Source organism: Glycomyces sp. NPDC048151, from assembly GCF_043202775.1.
Taxonomy (GTDB): Bacteria; Actinomycetota; Actinomycetes; order Mycobacteriales; family Micromonosporaceae; genus Glycomyces.
Window position 1 is genome coordinate 317000 of sequence record NZ_JBIDBB010000004.1, and the last position, 21832, is coordinate 338831.

General features: G+C 70.1%; 18 protein-coding genes and 1 tRNA gene. 11 read left to right on the forward strand and 8 right to left on the reverse strand.

Annotated elements, in window-relative coordinates:
- Nucleotides 1-41 precede the first annotated feature (41 nt).
- The 4 genes from ACGGCP_RS11320 to xerC all read left to right on the forward strand — a co-directional run bounded on the left by ACGGCP_RS11320 (nucleotide 42) and on the right by xerC (nucleotide 3782).
- Nucleotides 42-1133, forward strand: coding sequence for a bifunctional DNA primase/polymerase (locus ACGGCP_RS11320; RefSeq protein WP_392964348.1), 1092 nt, complete (start codon nucleotides 42-44; stop codon nucleotides 1131-1133).
- A gap of 26 nt (nucleotides 1134-1159) precedes the next feature.
- On the forward strand, nucleotides 1160-2173 hold the full coding sequence (locus ACGGCP_RS11325; RefSeq protein ID WP_392964350.1) for an AAA family ATPase: 1014 nt from the start codon (nucleotides 1160-1162) through the stop codon (nucleotides 2171-2173).
- A 161-nt stretch (nucleotides 2174-2334) separates the two neighbouring features.
- A complete protein-coding gene (locus ACGGCP_RS11330) occupies nucleotides 2335-2553 on the forward strand; it encodes an excisionase family DNA-binding protein (protein WP_392964353.1) in 219 nt (72 codons plus the stop codon).
- Between the two features lie 2 nt (nucleotides 2554-2555).
- A complete protein-coding gene (gene xerC / locus ACGGCP_RS11335) occupies nucleotides 2556-3782 on the forward strand; it encodes a tyrosine recombinase XerC (RefSeq protein ID WP_392964355.1) in 1227 nt (408 codons plus the stop codon).
- A gap of 68 nt (nucleotides 3783-3850) precedes the next feature.
- Here the strand turns inward: xerC and ACGGCP_RS11340 are convergent.
- Nucleotides 3851-3925 (reverse strand) — tRNA-Val (locus ACGGCP_RS11340).
- 222 nt (nucleotides 3926-4147) lie between these two features.
- Here ACGGCP_RS11340 and ACGGCP_RS11345 point away from each other — a divergent pair.
- From ACGGCP_RS11345 to ACGGCP_RS11355, 3 genes are all read left to right on the forward strand, one after another.
- The gene (locus ACGGCP_RS11345) at nucleotides 4148-6472 is read left to right on the forward strand and encodes a rhamnogalacturonan lyase (protein WP_392964357.1); all 2325 of its coding nucleotides are present in this window, start codon (nucleotides 4148-4150) and stop codon (nucleotides 6470-6472) included.
- A 130-nt stretch (nucleotides 6473-6602) separates the two neighbouring features.
- A complete protein-coding gene (locus ACGGCP_RS11350) occupies nucleotides 6603-7796 on the forward strand; it encodes a PQQ-dependent sugar dehydrogenase (protein ID WP_392964359.1) in 1194 nt (397 codons plus the stop codon).
- A 211-nt stretch (nucleotides 7797-8007) separates the two neighbouring features.
- Nucleotides 8008-10245, forward strand: coding sequence for a hypothetical protein (locus tag ACGGCP_RS11355; protein WP_392964362.1), 2238 nt, complete (start codon nucleotides 8008-8010; stop codon nucleotides 10243-10245).
- 78 nt (nucleotides 10246-10323) lie between these two features.
- Here the strand turns inward: ACGGCP_RS11355 and ACGGCP_RS11360 are convergent, their stop codons facing one another.
- Complete coding sequence (locus tag ACGGCP_RS11360; RefSeq protein WP_392964365.1) at nucleotides 10324-11367, reverse strand: ABC transporter substrate-binding protein; 1044 nt, start codon at nucleotides 11365-11367, stop codon at nucleotides 10324-10326.
- A 161-nt stretch (nucleotides 11368-11528) separates the two neighbouring features.
- Entirely contained in the window at nucleotides 11529-12572 is a 1044-nt protein-coding gene (locus tag ACGGCP_RS11365; RefSeq protein ID WP_392964368.1) for an ABC transporter substrate-binding protein, read from the reverse strand.
- Nucleotides 12573-12669: 97 nt separating this feature from the next.
- On the opposite strand from ACGGCP_RS11365, the gene ACGGCP_RS11370 reads away from it, so the two are divergent.
- Genes ACGGCP_RS11370 through ACGGCP_RS11380 form a run of 3 tightly spaced genes read left to right on the forward strand, consistent with a single transcriptional unit; the run spans nucleotide 12670 to nucleotide 15574 of the window.
- The gene (locus ACGGCP_RS11370) at nucleotides 12670-13737 is read left to right on the forward strand and encodes a FecCD family ABC transporter permease (protein ID WP_392964371.1); all 1068 of its coding nucleotides are present in this window, start codon (nucleotides 12670-12672) and stop codon (nucleotides 13735-13737) included.
- Complete coding sequence (locus ACGGCP_RS11375; protein WP_392964374.1) at nucleotides 13734-14780, forward strand: FecCD family ABC transporter permease; 1047 nt, start codon at nucleotides 13734-13736, stop codon at nucleotides 14778-14780. The genes ACGGCP_RS11370 and ACGGCP_RS11375 overlap by 4 nt, the downstream gene beginning before the upstream one ends.
- A gap of 32 nt (nucleotides 14781-14812) precedes the next feature.
- A complete protein-coding gene (locus ACGGCP_RS11380; protein WP_392965086.1) occupies nucleotides 14813-15574 on the forward strand; it encodes an ABC transporter ATP-binding protein in 762 nt (253 codons plus the stop codon).
- On the opposite strand, the gene ACGGCP_RS11385 is transcribed toward ACGGCP_RS11380, so the two are convergent.
- The 4 genes from ACGGCP_RS11385 to ACGGCP_RS11400 all read right to left on the reverse strand — a co-directional run bounded on the left by ACGGCP_RS11385 (nucleotide 15546) and on the right by ACGGCP_RS11400 (nucleotide 20240).
- On the reverse strand, nucleotides 15546-16700 hold the full coding sequence (locus tag ACGGCP_RS11385) for a low temperature requirement protein A (RefSeq protein WP_392964377.1): 1155 nt from the start codon (nucleotides 16698-16700) through the stop codon (nucleotides 15546-15548). The genes ACGGCP_RS11380 and ACGGCP_RS11385 overlap by 29 nt on opposite strands.
- 43 nt (nucleotides 16701-16743) lie before the next feature.
- Nucleotides 16744-17946 (reverse strand): FAD-dependent monooxygenase, encoded by a 1203-nt coding sequence (locus ACGGCP_RS11390; RefSeq protein ID WP_392964380.1) that lies wholly within the window; start codon nucleotides 17944-17946, stop codon nucleotides 16744-16746.
- A 140-nt stretch (nucleotides 17947-18086) separates the two neighbouring features.
- Nucleotides 18087-19472, reverse strand: a complete 1386-nt coding sequence (locus ACGGCP_RS11395; RefSeq protein ID WP_392964383.1) for a sensor histidine kinase — start codon at nucleotides 19470-19472, stop codon at nucleotides 18087-18089.
- Between the two features lie 6 nt (nucleotides 19473-19478).
- A complete protein-coding gene (locus tag ACGGCP_RS11400) occupies nucleotides 19479-20240 on the reverse strand; it encodes a response regulator transcription factor (RefSeq protein ID WP_392964385.1) in 762 nt (253 codons plus the stop codon).
- 238 nt (nucleotides 20241-20478) lie between these two features.
- Between ACGGCP_RS11400 and ACGGCP_RS11405 the strand changes: the two genes are divergently transcribed.
- On the forward strand, nucleotides 20479-21315 hold the full coding sequence (locus ACGGCP_RS11405) for an SDR family oxidoreductase (protein ID WP_392964388.1): 837 nt from the start codon (nucleotides 20479-20481) through the stop codon (nucleotides 21313-21315).
- On the opposite strand, the gene ACGGCP_RS11410 is transcribed toward ACGGCP_RS11405, so the two are convergent.
- Nucleotides 21312-21767, reverse strand: coding sequence for a hypothetical protein (locus tag ACGGCP_RS11410; protein ID WP_392964391.1), 456 nt, complete (start codon nucleotides 21765-21767; stop codon nucleotides 21312-21314). The genes ACGGCP_RS11405 and ACGGCP_RS11410 overlap by 4 nt on opposite strands.
- Nucleotides 21768-21832: the final 65 nt, after the last annotated feature.

A 21832-nucleotide genomic window follows, 5' to 3' on the forward strand; every position in this document is an offset into this window, starting at 1 on the left:
CCCGGCCCCTCGGGGCCGGGCCTTCAACGAAGGAGCAACCGATGCGACACACCTGGGAACACCGCGACCGCCACAACGCCACCTGCACCACGTGCGGCACCACCGCGCAGAAGCGCCCGCACCCCTACGAGCGCCGCTGGTTCACCGAGTGGCACCTGCCCGACGGCAGCTACACCAACAACTACGAAGGCCAGCCCACCCCGCCCTGCTCGCCCGCCGAGGACGCGGCGCCCGCGAACGATCTGCTCGCCGCAGCCCTCGCCTGCGCGCGTCGCGGCTGGCCGGTCTTCCCGCTCCTCAAGGGCGGCAAGCGGCCCGCGATCACGAACTGGGAGGCCCGCGCCACCACCGACCCCGACCGCATCCGCGCATGCTGGGGCAAGGCCGATTGGAATATCGGCCTCGCGACCGGCCCCGCCGGTTTGGTGGTGGTCGACCTCGACCGGCCCAAGGGCGGGCAGGAGCGCTTCAACGACGACGGGTCGATCTACACCGGCGCGGTCGGCTACGACGCTCTCGCTGCCGAGGCGGACGGGGCGAGCGGCCTGGGGGAGACCTTCACCGTCGCCACCCCCTCGGGCGGCTGGCACCTCTACTTCGACCACCCCGAGGGCGTTGCGCCGCTGCGCAACACGGCCTCGACGCTCGCCTACCTGGTCGACACCCGCGCCCACGGCGGCTACGTCGTCGCGCCCGGCTCGCGCACCGACGCCGGCGCCTACACCGCGATCCACAAGCACGACCCCTTGCCGCTCCCGGCTTGGCTCGCGCAGCGGCTCACGCCCGCCCCGCGACCCGCACACGCCCCTGGCGCGGCGGTGCCTGCTGCGGCCCAGCTGGCGCGCTCCAAGCGGCGCACAGCCCGCCTCGCGGCATACCTCGCGTCTGCGATCGAGCGCGAGACCACCGCCGTCGCCTCCACCGCCACAGGCGGGCGGAACCACCGCCTCTACTGCGCCGCAGTGGCTCTCGGGCAGCTCGCCGCCTCCGGTTACCTCACCGATGCCGAAGCGACCGAACCACTCACGCTCGCCGCCCGCACCGCTGGCCTGGAAGACCTCGAAACCGCACGCACCATCGCCTCCGGCCTCACCGCAGGCGCCCGCAACCCCCGCACCCTCGATCTCGACTAGCCACACCGAACCCGAAGGGAGACAGCATGTTTGACCACGAGCACACGCCACCGCCGCCCGAGGACACCGACCTGGGCGTGTTCGCGCCGCCGAAGCGGCGCGTGGCCTGGTCCGCGACCGACCTCATGGACGCCGAGTTCCCCGAACCGAAGTGGGCCGTGCCCGGCATGATCTGCGAGGGCGTCAACCTGTTCTGCGGCCCGCCCAAGGTCGGCAAGTCCTGGGCAAGCCTCGGGCTCGGCCTCGACATCGCCGCCGGGGGCGTCGCGTTCGGGTCGATCCCGGTGAACGCCGGGCCGGTCCTCTACCTCGCACTGGAGGACACTGCGCGCCGCCTCCAGTCGCGGATGCGGACCCTGCTCGCCGGGAACCGCGCGCCCGAACAGTTGACGATCGTCACCGAGTGCCCGCGCCTGGACAACGGCGGCGCCGAGATGATCGACGGCTGGCTCACCGCCCACCCGACCGCGCGCCTGGTCGTGGTCGACGTGTTCGCCAAGATCCGGCCCGCCGCCGCGCACGGTTCCAACGCCTACGACGCCGACTACGCGGCGATCGGCGCGATCAAGCGCCTGGCCGACAAGCACGCCGTCGCCTTCCTCGTCGTCCACCACGTCCGCAAGGCCGGGTCGGACGACTTCCTCTCCGAGGTGTCCGGGACGAACGGCATCGCGGGCGCCGCTGACGCCACGCTCGTGCTCAAGAGGGGGCGCGGCAAGGCCGACGGGCTGCTGCACATCACCGGCCGCGATGTCGAAGAGGTCGAGCACGCCTTCGCGTTCGACCCCGCACGCGGCGCCTGGCGACTGCTCGATGGCGATCCGCGCAAGCTCACCGAATCCGACAACCTCACCACTGTCTACGACTGGCTGCTCGACAACCCCGAGTCCGGCCCCGCCGCCATCGCGGCTGGGACCGGGATTAAGCCCGAATCGGTCAAGACCACACTCAAGCGCGGCTCGGAGAAGGGCTGGTTGTTCCAGAAGGCCCGCGGTCGGTGGACAGCGGTCGAGAACACCACCGCCGACGAGTTGTTTTGAACCCCTTGAAACTTTGAACCCTTTGAACCCTTTACCGGTATAGACGCAGGTCAAGACCTATATCCGAAAGGGTTCAAAAGGGTTCAGCCCGAAGAACGAAACAGGCCCCGGCGCGAGTTGGAAGTCCGCCGAGGCCCGAAAAGAAAGGTTGTGAACCCAGCATGACACACGCCAACACCAGCACCACCGACGAGGTCCAGCCGCTGTACACCCCTGAGGAGGCCGGACGAGTCCTCCGCATCGGACGCTCCCGCATCTACGAAGACCTTCGGCGCTGCCGCCTCCGCTCGATCAAGGTCGGGAGGTCCCGCCGCATCCCCGCCGAATGGCTCAACGAGTACCGCACCCTGCTCATCACCGAAGGCACCGAGGAGAACTAGCCGTGAGCGACACGCCAGCACGCCGCAAGAAGGCCAGCCACGGCGAAGGCACCATCTATTGGAGCGACGCCGAGAACTGCTTCATCGGTGAGATCTCACTCGGCTTCAGGCCGGATGGCAGCCGCATCCGGCCGAAGGTCCGAGGCCGCACCAAGACCGAGGTGCGGAACGGCTTCAAGGAGCTCAAGGACGACCACGCCAACGGGATCGAGCTGGGCGACAAGTACACCGTTGCCCAAGCCTGCCGGGACTTCCTGGCGCGCGGACTTCCGCGCCAGGACGAGGAGACCGTCAAGGGCATCGCGATCCACATCAACAAGCACATCATTCCGGGCCTGGGCAGGGCGAAGCTGAAGCGGCTCAGTGCCGACGACGTGGACGACTTCCTGGCCGCCAAGAAGACCGAAGTCTCCACGAGCTACCTCGGGCGCATCCTCGGGACGCTGCGACGCGTCATCCGGTTCGCGCAGCGGCGCAACAAGGTCGCACGCAACGTCGCCGACCTGGTCGAAGCGCCGACAGCGAAAGACGGCCGCCCGAGCAAGGCCATGACGCTCGACCAGGGCAAGGAGCTGGTGCGCAGATGTCGAGAGAGCCGGGAGCCCTGGATCTACGCCTACGTCGCGCTTTCGATGTTCACCGGTGTTCGCACAGAGGAGGCCCGGCCGCTGAAGTGGGAGCACACGCACCTCAACCCGGTCAAGGGCGAGCGCTGCTCCTGCCGGAGGGTCCACAGGGAGGACCTGCCGCCGCACGTCGAAGTGTGGCGCTCGGTCCGCAAGAAGGGCGACACCAAGACCGAGAAGAGTCGCCGCACCATCGCGTTGCCGGCGTACGTCGTCGCGATCCTCACCGATTACGCGGCAAGGCAATTCGAGTCGCGCAAGCGCAACGGGCACGAATACGAGAACATCGTCTACGTCTTTGGCACTCGCAACGACACGGTGAAGGACGCCCGCAATGTGGCGCGCTACTTCCAGGACATCGTGGCGAACGACAAGCTCGGCGAGACGATTGAGGGGGACTGGACGCCCCGGGAGCTGCGGCACACGTTCGTCTCGTGGATGTCCGACCAAGGCGCGAGCGACGAACTCATCGCTGACCTGGTGGGCCACAAGAAGACCTCGACCACGCGCACGGTCTACCGGCACCAGCTCCGGCCGGTCATCACTAAGGGCGTCGACCTACTCGACGGCGTGTTCGCGGAGGAGTTCCGGAAGGCCGAATAACACCGGCAATGGCCCCGGATTTGGCGACAAAGAAGGCCCGGCGGATATCCGCCGGGCCTTCTTTCTGCTGGTGGTCGATACTGGGATCGAACCAGTGACCCCTCGCGTGTGAAGCGAGTGCTCTCCCGCTGAGCTAATCGACCGGGACGAGGTAGAACTGTACCGGAGTGCGCTGCGCGGGCGTCGTCTGGGGGGTTGGGCGTACCGGCGGTCACAGGGCGGCGGGTTTGGGAAGCGCTTGACAAGGGAGTGAGGGGTCGATAGTCTTCGATGCGTTAAATCGTTTCAATTGAGGTCTGCGCGCGTCCCCTCCGCGACTCCGACGTGTTCTCGCAGGCCTCGAGCGTTCTCGAGGAGCCCCTTCCATGAGTCCTCCCAGTATGTTTCGCAAGGTCGTGGCGGTGTCGATGGTCGGCGCGCTGGCCGGGGCCGGAGTCACCGCCTCGGCGCAGTCGCACGGCGGCGGCCACCGCGACGACATCCAGCTCGAACGGCTCGACCGCGGCCTCGTCGCGGCCGTGACCGGCGACGGCGTCTTCCTGAGCTGGCGGCTGCTCGCCGACGAGGTGAGCGGTTATAACGATTCAGGTCTGACCGGCGCGGTCTTCCGCGTCTACCGCGACGGCCGCAAGATCGCCACCGTCACCGACTCGACCAACTTCCTCGACACCAAGGGCGACGCCGACTCCGAGTACCGCGTCGTCGCGCTCGAACGGGGCTGGCCGACCGACATCTCCGACGAGGTCACGCCCTGGTCCCAGGAGTACCTCGACATCCCGATGCAGAAGCCCGCCGACGGGGTCACCCCCGCGGGCGAGGCGTACACCTACCGCGCCAACGACATCAGCCCCGGCGACCTCGACGGCGACGGCGACTACGAGTACGTCGTCAAGTGGGACCCCTCGAACTCCAAGGACGTCTCGCAGGTCGGCTACACCGGCCCCGTCTACATCGACGCCTACACCCAGGAGGGCGAGCTGCTCTGGCGCATCGAGCCCGGGGTGAACATCAGGGCCGGCGCGCACTACACGCAGTTCGACGTCTACGACTTCGACGGTGACGGCATCTCGGAGGTCATGCTCAAGACCGCACCCGGCACCAAGACGGTCTCGTATGTGGAGGACGAGGAGCGGTACATCACGCTTCCCGAGGACGACGTCGAAGCGGGCGTCACCCACGAGGACGACTACCGCCTCTCCGCCGCCGGGTACTACGACCACCTCGTGGAGATCTTCAAGGGCTGGGACCAGCACCCCGAGGTCGTCAAGGGTGACTGGCCCGCGACGATCGAAGCGGCGCTCGGCGCCGACGCGCAGTTCGACTTCGCCTACCCGCTCTCGCAGGCGGACGCCGAGACGCTCGCCGACTACTTCATCGACGTCTACGCGCCCGCCCGCTCCACCCGGAACCAGCTCCGGAACTTCGCCGGATTCGTCCTCTCAGGACCGGAGTACCTGACGGTCTTCAACGGCCGCACCGGCCTCGAGATGGACACCGTCGACTTCCCGGTCCAGCGCGGCGACGACGGCCTCGAATGGGGCGACTACGCGATGGCCCGCATCGAGCCGGGCAACCGCGTCGACCGCTTCCTCTCGGGCGTCGCCTACCTCGACGGCGAGCACCCGACGGCGATCTTCGCCCGCGGCTACTACACGCGGACCACGATCACCGCGATCGACTGGGACGGCGAGGAACTGACCCAGCGCTGGCAGGCCGACTCCGGGCACGCCCCCATGGCGAACCCGTTCAACGCCTCGCCGCACGGCGTCGAAGGCCCCGACCCCGAATGGGGCACGCTGACCACGCAGGGCGACCACTCGCTGAGCGCGGCCGACGTGGACGGCGACGGCAAGCAGGAGATCGTCTACGGGGCGGCGACGCTCGACGACGACGGCTCGCTGCTGTACTCCTCGTACGACGTCATGCCGCCGCAGGCCAACAACCCGGGCACGCTCGCGAAGCTCGGCCACGGCGACGCGCTCCACGTGGGCGACTTCGACCCGGCCCGCGAGGGCCTGGAGATCTTCTCGGTCTTCGAGGGCGGCGCGTGGGCGCCGTACGGCTATGCGATGCGCGACGCCGAGACCGGCGAGGTCCTGTGGGGCGGCTACTCCGGCCGCGACACCGGGCGCGGCATGGTCGGCGACGTCGACCCGTCCATCCCCGGTTTCGAGGCCTGGGCCTCGCTCCCGCCGGACCAGGCGGGCAACCCCGAGGGCCTGTTCACCGCCACGGGTGAGCCGATCGAGGGGGTCACGCCGGGCACGAACATGAGCATCCGGTGGGACGCCGACCTCACGACCCAGCTCGTGCACGGCGCGGACGCGGCCACGAAGGAGTACACCACCGTGCGCGACTTCCAGGACGGCGTCGTCCTCGACGCGGCCGGGACGCTCACGAACAACTACACGAAGGGCAACCCCGGCCTCGTGGCCGACGTGTTCGGCGACTGGCGCGAGGAGCTTTTGGTGCGCACCGAGGACTCGACCGCGATCCGCGTGTTCCTCTCGACCGAGGTGACCGACCACAAGCTGTTCACGCTCATGCACGACCCGCAGTACCGGGTCGGCGTGGCCAATCAGCAGACCACCTACAACCAGCCGCAGTACACGGGCTTCTACATGGGCTCGGACATGGACTTCGGCGACGTCGAGGTGCCGGACTACTACACGCCCCGCTACCGGGGCTGACCCGGACGGATCGGGACAGGGGACGGGCCGCTTTCTCGCGGTTCGTCCCCTGTCTGCTGCTGCACAATGGATCGGCGCTCGGTTGGACCCCTTGGGAGCGTCCGCTTCGAACCCCTGCTGAGGAGCCACTGTGCGACGATCCGCCCTTCCAGTTGCCGCGAGCATGCTCGCCCTGACCGCCTGCACCGCCGAGACGCCCGCCGAGCCCGGCCCGGAGCCGGTCATCGAGCTCGTGACGGACGGCCTCCAGTTCCCCGGCGACCTGCACGACCTCGGCGACGGGCGACTCCTGCTCTCGGACCAGATCGGATTCATCTACGTGATCGCGGACGGCCAGCTCCAGCCCGGCTCGTTCCTGGACCTCTACGACGCTGTGCGCGGCCCCCTTGAAGGTCCTGAGCTGGGGCTCTCCGGGTTCGCCCCGCACCCGGACTTCGCCGAGAACGGCCGCTTCTTCGTCTACTACACCGCTCCTGCGGACGAGGACGCCGAGCGCGCCACCCGGACCGGCGTCCTCTCGGAGTTCGCTCTCGCCGCGGACGGAGCGTCGCTCGACCGCGGCTCCGAGCGGGTGCTGCTGCGCCACCACGGGATCGACGACCACATCGGCGGCCACATGGCCTTCGACGCCGACGGGATGCTGCTCCTCGGTCTCGGCGCGCCCACCGGCTCGCAGCAGGCGCAGGACCCGTTCGACCTGCACGGCAAGGTGATCCGCATCGACGTGGACGGCGCCGAGCCCTACGGCATCCCCGCGGACAACCCGTTTGCGGACGGCGCCGAGGGCGCTCCCGAGGTCTACACCATGGGCCACCGCAACCCGTGGCGCGTCCACTTCGACCCGGAGGTCGGCCTGCTCATCCCGGAGCCGATGTTCACGGACAAGTACTCCGAGGTCAACCTCGCCGCCCCGGGCGCGAACTTCGGCTATCCGAACGACACCGCCGGGGAGCCCTTCTGCTACGAGGACGGCGCTACGGAGCCGCTGGAGCCCTGCGCCGACCCGTTCACCGCTCCCGTAGTCGAGTACTCGTGGGAGACCGGGACGATCTGCGCGGGCGCGGTCGTCTACCGGGGCGAGGCCCTGCCGCAGTTCCAGGGCAAGGTCATCGCCGCGGACTGGGACGGGGCGCTCATCGCCGCCGAGGTCGCTTCCGATGGGCGCTGGGAGCACGAGGCGATCCCGGTCGAGTTCCCGGCTACCGCGCCCCTGCAGGGGCAGCTGTGGTCCATCGACGTGGACGCGGCCGGGGAGGTGTACCTGATGACCTCGCCGCTGGGCGGCGGCGGTCAGGGGAAGCTGTACCGCCTCACCGCGGCCTGAGCCATAAGGGACGTTCGGCGGGGCGCCTGACCGGGCGCCCCGCCGCCATGCGGCGGACATGGACGTATCCGAATTGAGACATGGGATGATACGAGGAATTCACTCCGAAGCCTTGCTTTCGACCCGCTGGTGCGGTTGAGTGAAGACCGCCCCCATCATCCGCCTCGCGCCCTCGCGCCGAGGTCCCGTACGACAGCATTGGAGCCTTCCTGTGCGTTCCCTCAGACGGCGAGCCCGGCTCGCGGCGGCGGCCGCAGGCGCGGTCATCGTCGGCGCGTCCGGTCTCGTCTTCGCCTCTTCCGCCTACGCGGACATCGACATCGTGAACATCGGCGAGGTCCAGGGCTCGATCGCCGACGGCGACACCGACTTCACCTCGCCCCTCGCGGGCAAGACCGTGTACGTCCAGGGCGTGGTCACGCAGCTGACCCTCGACCCCTCCGGCAATCGGGGCTTTTTTATTCAGGAGCGCGCCGACGCCACCGACGGCGACCCGCTGTCCTCCGACGGCATCTTCGTCTTCAACAACAAGTTCTCCACGGTCCGCACCCTCAACGGCTCGCCCGCGCAGGCCGAGCTGGGCGCGAACTGGAACGTCAAGGTGGGCGACGAGATCGTCGTGCGCGCCGTCGTCGGCACCTACTTCGGGAACATCCAGTTCAGCGGCGGCTCCACGTTCGTCTACGACGTGGTCGAGTCCGGTCTGGACCCGCTCAATGAGGTCGAGCACGTCGAGGTCGACCCGCCGAACGACGCGAAGGCCTCCACCGAGTACTTCCGCCGCCACCTCGGCATGCAGCTCACCGTCCCCGCCGACTCGGTCGTGACCGCCGGGCGCGACGTGTACTCCAGCGGCGGCGAGGTCTGGGCGATGCGCGGCGACAGCGAAGCGGCCCAGCAGGACGGCTACGCCGCCCGCGCCTTCCGCGACGCGCACCCGCTCGACACCGCCGAGGGCGCCTTCGACGACGGCAACGGCTACCTGTTCGTCATGGGCGACCTGGGCCTGCGCGCCACCGAGGGCACTACCGAGACCGTGATCGCCCCGGCCAAGACGTACGACGTCATCACCGAGGCCAACACCGGCGGCGTGTACCTCTCGTTCGCCAAGTACGCCATCGAGGTCGCGAACGACCTGACCCTCGAGGGCGGCCTTGAGCCGGCCGAGAACGAGCCGGTCGAGGCGGCGGGCAAGAACGAGGTCGCGATCTCCTCGTACAACATCGAGAACCTGTACGACTTCCGCGACAACCCGAACTCCGGCTGCGACTTCGCCGGCAACACCGGCTGCACCGACCCCGAGGATCCCGAGGGGAACGTCAAGCCCCCGTTCGACTACGTGCCCGCGAGCGTCGAGGAGTACCAGGCGCAGATGGAGCGCCAGGCGCAGCAGATCGTCGAGGACCTGCAGAGCCCCGCGATCCTCATGACCCAGGAGGGCGAGGCCCAGGACGTCTGCTCGGTCAACCCGGAGTGGACCGCCGGATCCGGCCTCGGCGCCGACCGTCTCGTGTGCGACCTCGTCAACACCGGTGACGCGAACACCGGCGGCGACGGCGCCCCCGACTCGATCCAGGAGCTCGCGCTCGTCATCGCCGAGTACGGCGGCCCGACCTACGAGGTCGCGGGCGACCTGGACTCGGCCGACACGCGCGGCATCATGACCGGCTTCATGTGGCGTCCCGAGCTCGCCGAGCTGGCCGAGGCCGACGAGGACGACGCCGTCCTGGGCGCCGCGCCCGCGATCGACTACGCGACGGCGGCCGACGAGATCAACGCCGACGTGCAGAACCCGAAGGCCCTCAACGCGGCGCTGCCGCAGGAGGTCGTCGACCAGTGCAAGAGCTCGGGCGTGTTCGCCTGCAACGGGTACGACGTGTACAGCCGTCCCACGCAGGTCGGCAAGTTCGACCTCAAGGACCGCAAGGGCAAGGTCGTCTCCGAGATCTACCTGGTCAACAACCACTTCTCGTCGGGCCCGAACACCCGCGTGCTGCACCGCACCGAGCAGGCGAACTACCTGGCGGCAGTGACGAGCGCGATCCTCGCGGACGATCGCAAGGCGAGGGTCCTGGCGGGCGGCGACTTCAACGTCTTCCCGCGCCCTGACGACCCGTTCGCCGAGGGTCAGGTCATCTCCGGCGACTGGGTCGGCCCGTCCGACCAGCTCGCGGGCATGTACGAGGACTCGGGCCTGTCGAGCCTGTACGACGTGATGGTGCGCTGCCAGCCCGAGGCGGCCTACTCCTACACCTACATGGGCCAGACGCAGACGCTCGACCAGATGTGGGGTTCGCCGGCCGTCCTCAGGAAGCTCGAGGACGTCACCAGCGCCCACATCAACGCGGACTACCCGGCCGACGCCTACGAGTTCGGCGAGGAGCCCGCTTACGGCCGCTACGGCGCGTCGGACCACGACCCGACGGTCGTGACGCTGAAGCTGAAGTAGCGCAAGCGAAAGCGAAGGGGCGGGATCATTCGATCCCGCCCCTTCTCACTTTGCAACTCAGGTCTTAACGGCGCCTTCTCAGAAGAGCTTCTTGGCGTTCTGGATCGCGGTCGCGAGGGCCTCGATCGAGGCGGCGGCGAGGCCGTAGGAGTACATCGGCTCGGCCTCCCAGCCGACGATCTGTCCTTCCTGGACGGCCGGGAGGGCCTGGAAGGTCGGGTACTCGGTCAGCTGCGCGGGCTGGAGCGACTGGACGCGGTTGTCGAGCAGGAGCACGTCGGCCTGGTACTTGTCGACGTTCTCCCAGGACAGGAACTCGAAGTACGAGCCGGTGGCCTCGTCGAGCGCGTCGGGCACGATGATGTCGACGCCGAGCTCCAGGAAGAAGCGGGTGTCGTTGCCCATGAGCGGGCTGGAGGCGTAGAACGTGTCAGCGGCGGCGGCGCAGGCGAGGACCTTGACCGGGTTCGCGGCGGCGGCGGCCTTGAGGGCCTCCACGGCGGCGTCGTAGCGCTCCTTGTTAGCGGCGTTGGTCTCCGAGTCGAGGTCGGCGCCGAGGGACTCGGCGAGCTCGGCGTGGCGGCCGATGACGGTGTCGAGCGTGTTCGACAGGCCTTCGTCGTTGGCGCTGAGGGCGACGACCGGCGCGAGACTCGTGATGTTCTCGGCGCTCTCGGCGGGCACGTACCAGAGCGAGGCCGGGTCGATGTAGTAGTGGGTCATCATGACCTCGGGCCCGTAGGCGGCGTAGGCCTCGACGTCGAACTCGCCGTAGACGTTGCCGAAGACCTCGAGGTCGGCGACGGGGAGGTTCCCGGCCTGGGTGGTGGGGGTGCCGTCCTCGTTCGTGGTGGGGCCGTAGACGGCCGGGATCTCGATGCCGAAGTCGTAGAGCGCGGCGGCCATGCCGGTGAAGGCGACGATCTTGGTCGGAGTCGCCTCGAGCTCGGTGGTCTCGTCGCGGTCGTCGGTGAACTCCCAGGGGCCGGTGCCCTCGGCGCCGTCGTCGGACGAGGAGTCGTCGTTCCCGCAGGCGGCGAGAACGCCCGTGAGTCCGAGGGCGCCGCCGCCCGCGAGCAGGCCGCGGCGGCCGAGCTTGACGCTGTCGGCATCGAAAGCCATGTGTTTCTCCTTCTTGAAGGGCGGTTGAGGGCCGGATTCCGAACGGCTCGCGGACGCAGCCCGGCCGATCGCAGGTTAGGCTAACCTAAGCAGATTCCGGCCCTCTGAACTGGGGTCATGACGTGGCGTCAGCCACTGGCCCCGCGGCTAGGGGGCGGTGCCTACGCGAGCGGCTGCGCGGCCGCGAGCCCCTCTGTGATCCGTTCCAGCTCAACGGCACCGCCGATGTGCGAGTACACCGGCTCGCCGTTCCAGCGGTACACCTGCCCGGCCTGCACCGCCGGGAGCGCCGCCCAAGTGGGGTAGTCCGCGAGCAGCGTCTCGGGCGCGATGTTCCCGGTCCGGATGTCGAGGAAGATCGCGTCGGCCTCGTACTTGTCGATGTTCTCCCAGGACAGGAGCTCCCAGTAGTTGTTCTGGTCCGGGTTCTCGGGCACGACGAAGTCGACGCCGAGCTCGACGCACTTGGCGATGATGTTGAACGTGGGCGGGTTCGCGATGTACAGCCCGTCGGGCCACGCGCCGACCGCGACGACCTTCAGCGGCTTCTCGGCGACCGCTTCTGCCACGCCTCCGGCGGCCGCGCCGAAGCGCTCCACTCCGGCCGTGTTCGCCTCCGACTCGAGGTCGGCGCCGAGCGCCTTCGCAAGGGACGCATGGCGGTCGATGATCTCGTCGATGGTCGGCTTCGACACCTCGATGCCGATCCCCGGCGCGAGCGCCTGGACTTCCTCGAGGCGCTCCTCGGGCACGAACCACAGGTCGAAGCCCTCGTAGTAGTGGGAGACGATGAGCTGCGGGTTCAGCTGGGCGAACTGCTCGACGTCGAACTCGCCCCAGGCGTTGCCGAGGACCGTGAGGCCCTCGACGGGCATGCGCCCGGCCTGGATGTCGGGGGAGCCGTCGGCGAGCGTGGTCGGCCCGAACACGGCCGCGACCTCGACGCCGTAGTCGTACAGGGCGGCCGCGAGGCCGGTGAACGCGACGACCGCGGTCGGCGTGCTGTCCAGCTCGACCTCGGTCTGGTCGCGCTCGTCGAGGAACGAGAACGGCCCCGACGCGGCGCCGGTGCCCTCGGCCGCCGGCTCCTCCTCGGAACCGCAGGCCGCGAGCAGCGAAGCGGCCCCGAGGCCGCCGCCCGCGGCGAACAGGCCGCGACGGGTGAGGCCGGAGGGGACGAGGACGGGGCGGGCGCGGAGTGGCACGGGGAACTCCTTCACGGGGGAGAGCGACGATGGCAGGGGTGTCGCGGTTAGGTTAGCCTAAACAAAACCGCAGCCACTATCCCTCCGGAGACCGCACTTGTCAACCGCCCAAAGCGCCAGGGAGCAGGCCCCGGCGCTCGACTCGCCAAGGGACGCAACCGCTGCCGCGCCGCCCTCGCGCACGGCCCGCCGGATCCTCGGCCTCTTCGCCCTCGTCGCCCTCCTGGCGGTCCTCGCGGTCCTCAGCGTCGCCGTCGGCTCCCGCGCGATGGACCTCGGCCAGGTCTGGGCCGGGCTCACCGACGCGAACGCGGAGTCCTACCCCGTCGTCACCGAGCTGCGCGTGCCCCGCACCGTGCTCGGCCTCGCCGCCGGGGCCGCGCTCGGCCTCGCCGGGGCGCTCATGCAGGCCATGACCCGCAACCCCCTCGCCGACCCCGGCCTCCTCGGCGTCAACACCGGCGCCGCGGCCGCCGTCGTCACCGCCTCCTACTTCATCGGCTCCGTCGGCTTCACCGGCACGATCGCCTTCGCGTTCCTCGGCGCGGCCGCCGCCTCCGTCGCCGTCTACCTCATCGCCGGGGCCGCCAGCGCCACCCCCGCGCGGCTCGCGCTCGCGGGCGCCGCGGTCACGGCCGCCGGGTACGCGTACGTCTCGGCGATCCAGCTCATGGACGCGGCGACGCTCGACCAGATGCGGTTCTGGTCGGTCGGGTCGCTCGTGAACGCGCACGTCGCGCCCATGCTGCCGGTCGTCCTCCTCATCGGCGGCGCTGCCGTCGTCGGGGTCTTCCTCGCCCGCCCGCTCAACGCCCTCGCCCTCGGGGACGCGACCGCCACGGGCCTCGGCGTCGACCCGCGCGTGCTGCGCGTCGCCGGGATCGCCGCGATCACCGTCCTCGCCGGGACCGCGACGGCCGTGTGCGGCCCGATCGTGTTCGTCGGCCTCGTCGTGCCGCACGTCGTGCGCGCCTTCACCGGGCCGGACCAGAACTGGGTCCTGCCCTATTCGATGCTCTCGGGCGCGGCGTTCCTCGTCGCCGCCGACGTCCTCGGCCGCGTCATCGCCCGCCCCGCCGAAGTGCAGGTCGGCATCGTCTGCGCCGTCGCGGGCGGCCCGTTCTTCCTCTACCTCGTGAGCCGCAGGAAGGTGGCCCGCCTGTGAGCACCCTGACCTCCGGATCCACCGTGGTCCGCTTGGGCGGCAACTCGGTCCGGGTCCGCCACCGCACGCTCGCGGCGGTCGTCGGCTCCCTCGCCGTCCTCGCCTTCGTGGCCGTGTGGTCGGCCGCGACCGGCTCGACCGCGCTCGGCCTCGAACGCACCTGGGCGGCCCTGCTCGACCAGGGCACCAAGGGCGACGAGTTCATCCTCTGGGAGCTGCGGTTCCCGCGCCTGGCCACGGCCCTCGGCGTCGGCGCGTGCATGGGCCTGTCCGGCGCGTTGTTCCAGAACCTCACCCGCAACCCGCTCGGCAGCCCCGACATCCTCGGCCTGACGCAGGGCGCGACCTCCGGGGCGCTCGTCGCGATCGTCCTCACCGCCGGGTCCCTCCAGGTCACCGCCGGGTTCGCGGCGCTCGGCGCGCTCGCCACCGGGCTCCTCATCTGGGCGCTCACGCGCGGCGGCGATCCGTCCGGGTACCGGCTCGTGCTCGTCGGCATCGGCGTCTCGGCGATCCTCGCGGGCGTCAACGGCTACCTGCTCACCCGCACCAACACGATCGACGCGTTCCGCGCGGTCTACTGGCTCACCGGCGACCTCTCGGGCCGCGACCGCAGCCAGGCCTGGACCGCCGCGCTCGTGTTCGCCGCAGGGCTGATCGTCGTCATGTTCCTGTCGCGCGGCCTCGACGCGCTGCGCCTGGGCGAAGCGAGCGCCACGGGCCTGGGCGTGCACGTCACGCGCACCCGCGTCATCGCGCTCGTCACCGCCTCGGTCCTCACCGCCGGGGCCGTCTCGGTCGCCGGGCCGCTCGCGTTCGTCGCGCTCGCCGCCCCGCACATCGCGGCCCGCCTCACCGGCTCCGCCAGGAGCTTCGTGCTCTCGGCGATCATCGGCGCGCTCATCGTGACCGCCGCCGACATGATCGCGGTCGCCGGAGTCGGCGACCGCCAACTGCCCACAGGGGTCGTCACCGGCGTGGTCGGCGGCCTCTACCTCGTGTGGCTGCTCATCGCCCAACGCAAGAAGGAGGTCATGTCGTGACCGCTGGTCCGCTCGTAGTCCAGGACGCCACCATCGGCTACGGCCGCGTCGCCATCAGCCAAGGCCTCGACGTGACCATCCCCGAAGGGGAGTTCACGGTCATCCTGGGCCCCAACGCCTGCGGCAAGTCGACCCTGCTGAAGGCCTTGGCGCGCATGCTCAAGCCCTCCGCCGGGCAGGTCCTTCTCGACGGCAGGGACATCCACTCCCAGCCCACCCGCGCCGTCGCGCGCCGCCTGGGCCTGCTCCCGCAGTCGCCGATCGCGCCCGACGGCATCACCGTCGCCGACCTCGTCGCGCGCGGCCGCTACCCCCACCAGGGGATCCTCAAGCAGTGGTCCGCGGAGGACGAACGCGTCGTCGCCGAGGCCATGGCCGCCACCGACATCAGCGAGCTCGCCTCGCGCGGGGTCGACGAGCTCTCCGGCGGCCAGCGCCAGCGCGTGTGGATCGCCATGGTCCTCGCCCAGCAGACGCCGCTGCTCCTGCTCGACGAGCCGACGACGTTCCTCGACATCACGCACCAGATCGAGGTCCTCGACCTGTGCGCGAAGCTCCACCGCGAGGGCCGCACCCTCGTCGCGGTGCTCCACGACCTCAACCAGGCCGCCCGCTACGCCACGCACCTCATCGCGATGCGCGACGGCGAGGTGGTGGCCGAGGGCGCCCCGGCCGAGATCGTCACGGCCGACACGGTGCAGAAGGTCTTCGACCTGCCGTGCCGGATCATCGACGACCCCGAGTCCGGGACGCCCCTGGTGATTCCTAAAGCGCTGGCTTCGACGCCGCTCTAGCGAGCCGGCGCTCGATCTCGAGCCCCGCGACCAGGACGATCACGACGGCGCCCAACTGGAGCGCCGCGTTGACCAGGCCGAGCGGGGCCAGCGCCAGGACCGCGGCCGCGAGCGCCACCCGCTCCCACCAGGGGCGGGGCAGCGGCATCGACATGCGCAGCCCGGCCGTGCCGAGCAGGAACGTCGCGACGCCGCCCGACAGCAGCAGCGTCGAGGCGAGGTCGAGCGGCTCCATGGCGTGCCCGACGGCGTGCTTGAGCCCGGCGGCGGTGACGAGGATGCCGACGAGCACCGGGATGAACGCGTAGGACAGGCCCGCGAGGACCTTCCGCACCCGCTTCACCGCGTCCTTCGTGTGCGTCAGGATGTGCTCGGTGGCGGGGATGTCGTGTACGAACAGCGACCACCACATGCACGCGGCGACCGCGAGGCCGAGGACGGCCGCGACGAGCAGGTTCGCGTTCACCGGGAGGTCCTTCGCGCCGATCCCGATGGCCACCACCGATTCCCCGAGCGCGACGATCACGACCAGGCCGTGCCGTTCGGTGATGTGCGCGGGGTGGAGGCTGAGGCCGCGCTGGCCGTGCCAGATCGGGACCGTCCACACGATGGCGGTGGCCAGGGCCCAGAGCGCGTAGCGCCACACGCCTCCGGGGCCGATCTCGGCGGCGAAGACGGCTGCGACGGCGACGAGGTTCGCGATGAACACGGGCCCGAAGGAGCGGGCGGCCTGCATGTACATGAGGCCGTGGACGAGCACGACGACGAGCAGGCCGACGGCGATCCAGATGCCGCCGCCGCTCTCGAACGCGACGGGGACGGCGAGGGCGATGACGAGCCACCCGGCCATGGCGCACAGGAGGAGCACGCGGCGGGCGGGGCGCTCGGGCGGGATCACGTTGGTGAGCCAGGAGTACCCGGCGTACATCCACCACAGGAACCCGAACATGAGCACGGTCTGGAGCAGGCCGATGAGCGGGTCGTAGGCGATGATCGCGGTGAACTGGGCGACGGTGAAGACGAAGATGAGGTCGAAGAACAGTTCCAGCGTGGAGACCGGGAGGTCGTCCTCGTCGGGCACGGGGTTGATGCGTTCGACGAACCAGGAGGGAAGGATGCGGGTCACGAACGGTCACGTTAGCACGCGCCCGCGTCCTTTCCCCTTTGTCTTATTTCTGGTATTCCGGGAGGTCGATCGCGGTGGCGGCCTTGTGGATCGCCTTCACGACGGGGGCCATGAGGCGTTCCTTCCCGGGCATGCGGGAGACGACCGCGAGGAACGCCATGCTGGAGCTGATGCGGGCCTTGGACGGGATGACCATGCCCTTGATGTTCGAGGGGCCGAGGGCCTGGTTCGCTTTCGCGAAGGGGGCGACGATGGTCTCGTACGCGGCGAACGCGGACGGGTCGCCGTCGGCTTTGGCGAGTTCTCCGGCGAGGACGTACGCGTCGACGAGCGCGAGGCTGGTGCCCTGCCCGGAGGCGGCGGAGGCGCAGTGGGCGGCGTCGCCGACGAGCGCGACGCGGCCTTGCGCGAGCGTGTCCATCGCGATCTGGGCGAGGGAGTCGAAGTAGAAGTCCGGGGTGGTCTCGGCGGCGGCGAGGAGCTTCGGGACCTCCCAGCCCTCGTTCGCGTAGGCCTCGCGGAGGATCGCGACCTGCGCGGCGCGGTCGGACCGGTCGTACTCGAGTTTGTCCGCGGCCCAGAGGAACAGGGCGGTGGCGTGCGTGTTCCCTGCGGTGTTGTAGACGAGGGCGGTGCGGTTCGGACCCACGTAGGTGAGCTCGCAGCGGTCGAGGCCGAGGTCGTTGGGGACGGAGTAGGAGGCGACGCCGTAGCCCATGGGCCAGATGTAGTCGTCCTCGGGGCCGAACGCGAGCCTGCGGGTGCGGGAGTGGAGGCCGTCGGCGCCGACGACGAGGTCGAAGTGCTCGGCCTTCCCGCTCTCGAACTCGACGTCGACCCCGTCTGCGGTCTGCTCCAAAGACGCGATCGAGTCGCCGAAGCGGTAGTCGACGGCGGATTCGGTGAGTCCGTAGATGATCCGCCCGAGTTCGCCGCGGTGGATCTCGGCGTCGCCGTGCTCGCGGCCGCCGAACGTGTCGCCGTCGAGGCTGGCGACCTTGCGGCCCTTGGCGTTGACGATCGAGGCGCTCTGGATGTCGGTGCGGGCGGCGCGGATCGGCTCCATGATGCCCATGCGTTCGACGACGTCGAGCGCCGCGCCGCGGATGTCGATCTTGTACCCGCCGGGCCGCAGCTCGGGGGCGCGCTCCACGACGACGGGCTCGAACCCGTTGCGGTGCAGCCAGTAGGCGAGGGTGGTCCCGGCGATTCCGGCACCGGAGATGAGGACGCGTTTCGCTGGCATGGTGGGGGACTCCGTTCGGTTCGCCCCGAGGGGAAGAGGGGGCCGGCCCGCCCGCCGGGGCAGGTGGCGAAGCGGACCGGCCCTCTCATCCTAGGGTCGAAACGGCTCACACCGTCCGGTGGGGACGGCGGCCGGGGCCGCTACTCCAGGCGTGCGACCGGGAGCCGCACCTCGATCGCGGTGCCCTCGCCGGGCTCGCTGTCGAGGCGGATCTCGCCGCCGTGCGCGGCGACGATCGAGGACACGATGGAGAGCCCGAGCCCGGAGCCGCCGGTGGCGCGCGACCGCGACGGGTCGGCCCGGTAGAACCGGTCGAAGACCTTCTGGCGGTGCTCGGCCGGGATGCCCGGGCCGTGGTCGGCGACGCGCAGGACCGCCCAGCCGCCGCTCTCGGCGACCGAGACGTCGATGGAGGTGCCCTGCGGGGTGTGCACGCGGGCGTTGGTCAGGAGGTTCACGAGCACCTGCCGCAGCTGGCCCTCGTTGGCGACCACGGTGATCGGCTGGCGCGCGGAGAGCCTGATCGGGTGCGTCGAGGCGGCGACCTCCGCGTCGTCCACGGCGTCCTGCGCGAGTTGGGTGAGCTCGACCAGCTCGCGGTCGCCGCCCACCTCCTCGTCGAGGCGGGACAGGACCATGAGGTCGTCGACGAGCTTCGCCAGGCGCGCGTTCTCGCTGCCGATGCGGCTCATGGCCCGGTCGAGCTTCTCGCCCTGCGGGGTCGCCCCGGACTCGTAGAGCTGGACGTAGCCGCCGATGGCGGTGAGCGGGGTGCGCAGTTCGTGCCCGGCGTCGGCCACGAACTGGCGCAGCCGCTCGTGCTGGCGGTCGCGCTGCGTGATGGCGTCGGTCAGGCGCGAGACCATCCGGTTGAGCGCCAAGGACAAGCGGCCCATCTCGGTGCGCGGGTCGGCGGCGGTGATGCGGTGGTCGAGGTTCCCGGAGGCGACGGTCTCGGCGTCGGCGACCATGTGGTCGACCACGCGCAGCCCGCGCCGGGTGATGATCCAGGCGATCACGATGCCGAGGGCGGCCACCACGAAGCCGGTGATGAGGACGGTCCGTGTCAGGGTCGAGATCGTGGCCTCGACGCCGTCCATCGAGGTGGCGACGACGACGGTGTAGGTGCCGCTGACACCGGTGAGTTTGGCGTTGACCAGGCTCGCGGCCCGGTAGGACGTCTCGCCGTCGACGCTCTCGACGGTGAAGTACTCGCTCTTGGAAGGGGGTGAGGACAGGTCGGGCATCGAGTAGGGGTCGTTCTTGAAACCGGCGGGGGTGCCTAGGACGAGCGTCCCGTCCTCGTCGAAGATCATGAGCGCGAACTCGGCGTACGGGACCTCGCCGGTCGACTCGTTGCCCTCGGCGGGACCGATGTCGCCCTGCTTCAGCACGCCGTGGAGTTTCTGATCGACCTGGTTGATCAGGTGGCTGGAAACCGTCTGCACGGTCACGAAGCCGATGATGCTCACCGCGACGATGAGCAGGACCGCCATGGCTGCGGCGATCTTGGTGCGGATTGCCATGGGGGCCTACTCCTGCGGCGGACGCAGCATGTAGCCGACGCCGCGGACGGTGTGGATGAGCCGCGGGCCGAGCTTGTCGAGCTTGCGGCGCAGGTAGAACACGTACGTCTCGGCGAGGCTGGACTCGGTCTCGAAGTCGTAGCCCCAGACCTGGCGCAGCAGCTCCGATTTGGACACCACCCGTCCGGCGTTGGCCGCGAGGTAGCGCAGGAGCCGGAACTCGGTGGGGGACAGGTCGATCGTCTTGCCGTCGCGGGTGACCTGGTGGGCCGCGAGGTCGAGGATGAGGTCGGCCACGGCGACCGTGTCGCCGCCGCGCGAGGAGGCCGTCTCCTTGCCGATGGTGCGGCGCAGGACCGCCGAGACGCGCAGCGAGAGCTCCTCGAGCCGGAACGGCTTCATCAGGTAGTCGTCGCCGCCGGAGCCGAAGCCGTCGCGGAGGTCGTCGGGCGCGGTGCGGGCGGTCAGGAAGATGATGGGCGTCTCGTCGCCGGAGGCGCGCATTCGGTCGGCGACGCCGAAGCCGTCGAGCCCGGGCATGTTCACGTCGAGGATCACCAGGTCCGGCCGCACCTTCTCGAGCGAGGCCAGGGCCTCGGTGCCCGAGCGGGCGGCGGTGACGTCGTAGCCCTGGAAGGAGAGAGCTTCGACCAGCAGGTCGGCCAGGCTCTCCTCGTCATCCACTACGAGGAGCCGTGCCGGGGACCCGTCGCCCCGGAGCGGCACCGCTGGCGGTGTTGCCCCGGCTGGCCCGCTGGTCGAAGTCATCCACCGCTCCTCAGTACTCGTGCCGGGCCTCGGTCGGTTGCCCGTCGGCGCGTTTCGTTCGGCCAGCCTATTGCACCCTTCGTGGGCCTGAAAGGGTTAGCGACCGTTTCCAGGGGAGTTCTGGACGCGCTCTCAGCTGGCATTCAGCTACGGATCGGAGTGTCGTGCCGAGCGGGCTACCGCCAGAAGTTACTGACTAGTAGTATTCGGGTGACACCGAACACTTGGAGGCAGAGCAATGGAGCCAGCCATCAACACGCAGGCCCTGAACGGCAGGGCCGCGTTCGTCACCGGCGCCAGCCGCGGCATCGGCGCGGCCATCGCCGTCGCACTCGGCGCGGCCGGGGTCAAGGTGGCGCTGTTCGCCAAGACCGGCGAGCCCCACCCGAAGCTCCCCGGGACCCTCTACGACACCGCGAAGCTCATCGAGGACGCGGGCGGCCAGGCCCTCCCGATCGTCGGCGACCTGCGCGACGCCGAAGCCGTGGGCGAAGCGGTCGACACCGCCGCCGCCGCGTTCGGCGGGCTCGACATCTGCGTGAACAACGCCTCCGCGCTCGACCTCACCGGCATCGGCGAGCTCAGCCTGAAGAAGTTCGACCTCATCGCGGGCGTGAACCTGCGCGGCACCTTCGCTACCGTCAGCGCCGCCCTCCCGTACCTGCGCGGCTCCGACCACGCCCACCTGCTCACCGTCAGCCCGCCGCTGAACACCGACCCCAAGTGGTTCGCGGGCGGCCCCTACACGGCCACCAAGTACGGCATGACGATCATGACCCTCGGCGCCGCCGAGACCGAGCCGGGCGTGGCCGCGAACTGCCTGTGGCCCAAGACGACCATCGCCACCGCCGCCGTCGCGTTCGCCCTCGGTGGGCAGCCGATGATCGACCGCAGCCGCAAGCCCGAGATCGTGGCCGACGCGGCGCTGGCGATCCTCGCGAAGGACCCGAAGGACTACACCGGCAACGCCGTGATGGTCGAGGACGTCCTCGCCGCCGAAGGCGTCACCGACCTGTCCGGCTACGCGGTCGTACCGGGCCAGGAGGACTTCCAGCCCGACATCTACGTCGACTAGCGGGCCTGGCCCCGGTCCTCGTCGGTCATGTACTCCTGCGCGGCGTCCCGCTCTTTGCGAGCGGCCCTGACCTGCGCGGGAACCCCGGCGAGGACCACGATCGCGAGTACTGCGAGCACGCCCGCCGCGATCGCGGCGGGCACCGACCAGCCCGTCTCCCGCACCTCGAACTCGCCGAACTCGGCGCACGCGCCCGTCACGGTCTCCCCGTCGGGCCCGGTGCTCTCGCAGACCGCGGACGTGCGGACTTCCTCGCCTTCGTAGACGAGCACCCGCTCCTCGCCGGGCAGTGCCACGATGAGCAGCACCACGGCCAGTGCCAGCGTCACGAGCGCGCTGAAGACCGCGACTCCAGGCGTGTCCGGCACCAGCCGCTGCTTCCGCTTCGCCCCGCCGCCGAGCCCGAAGTCGGCCTCCGAGAACTCACGACCACGCCCGTTCCGATTCCTCACGCCCCGATCGTACTGCCGCCACACGCACGCGAAGGCCGCCCCGCGACGCGGGACGGCCTTCGGCT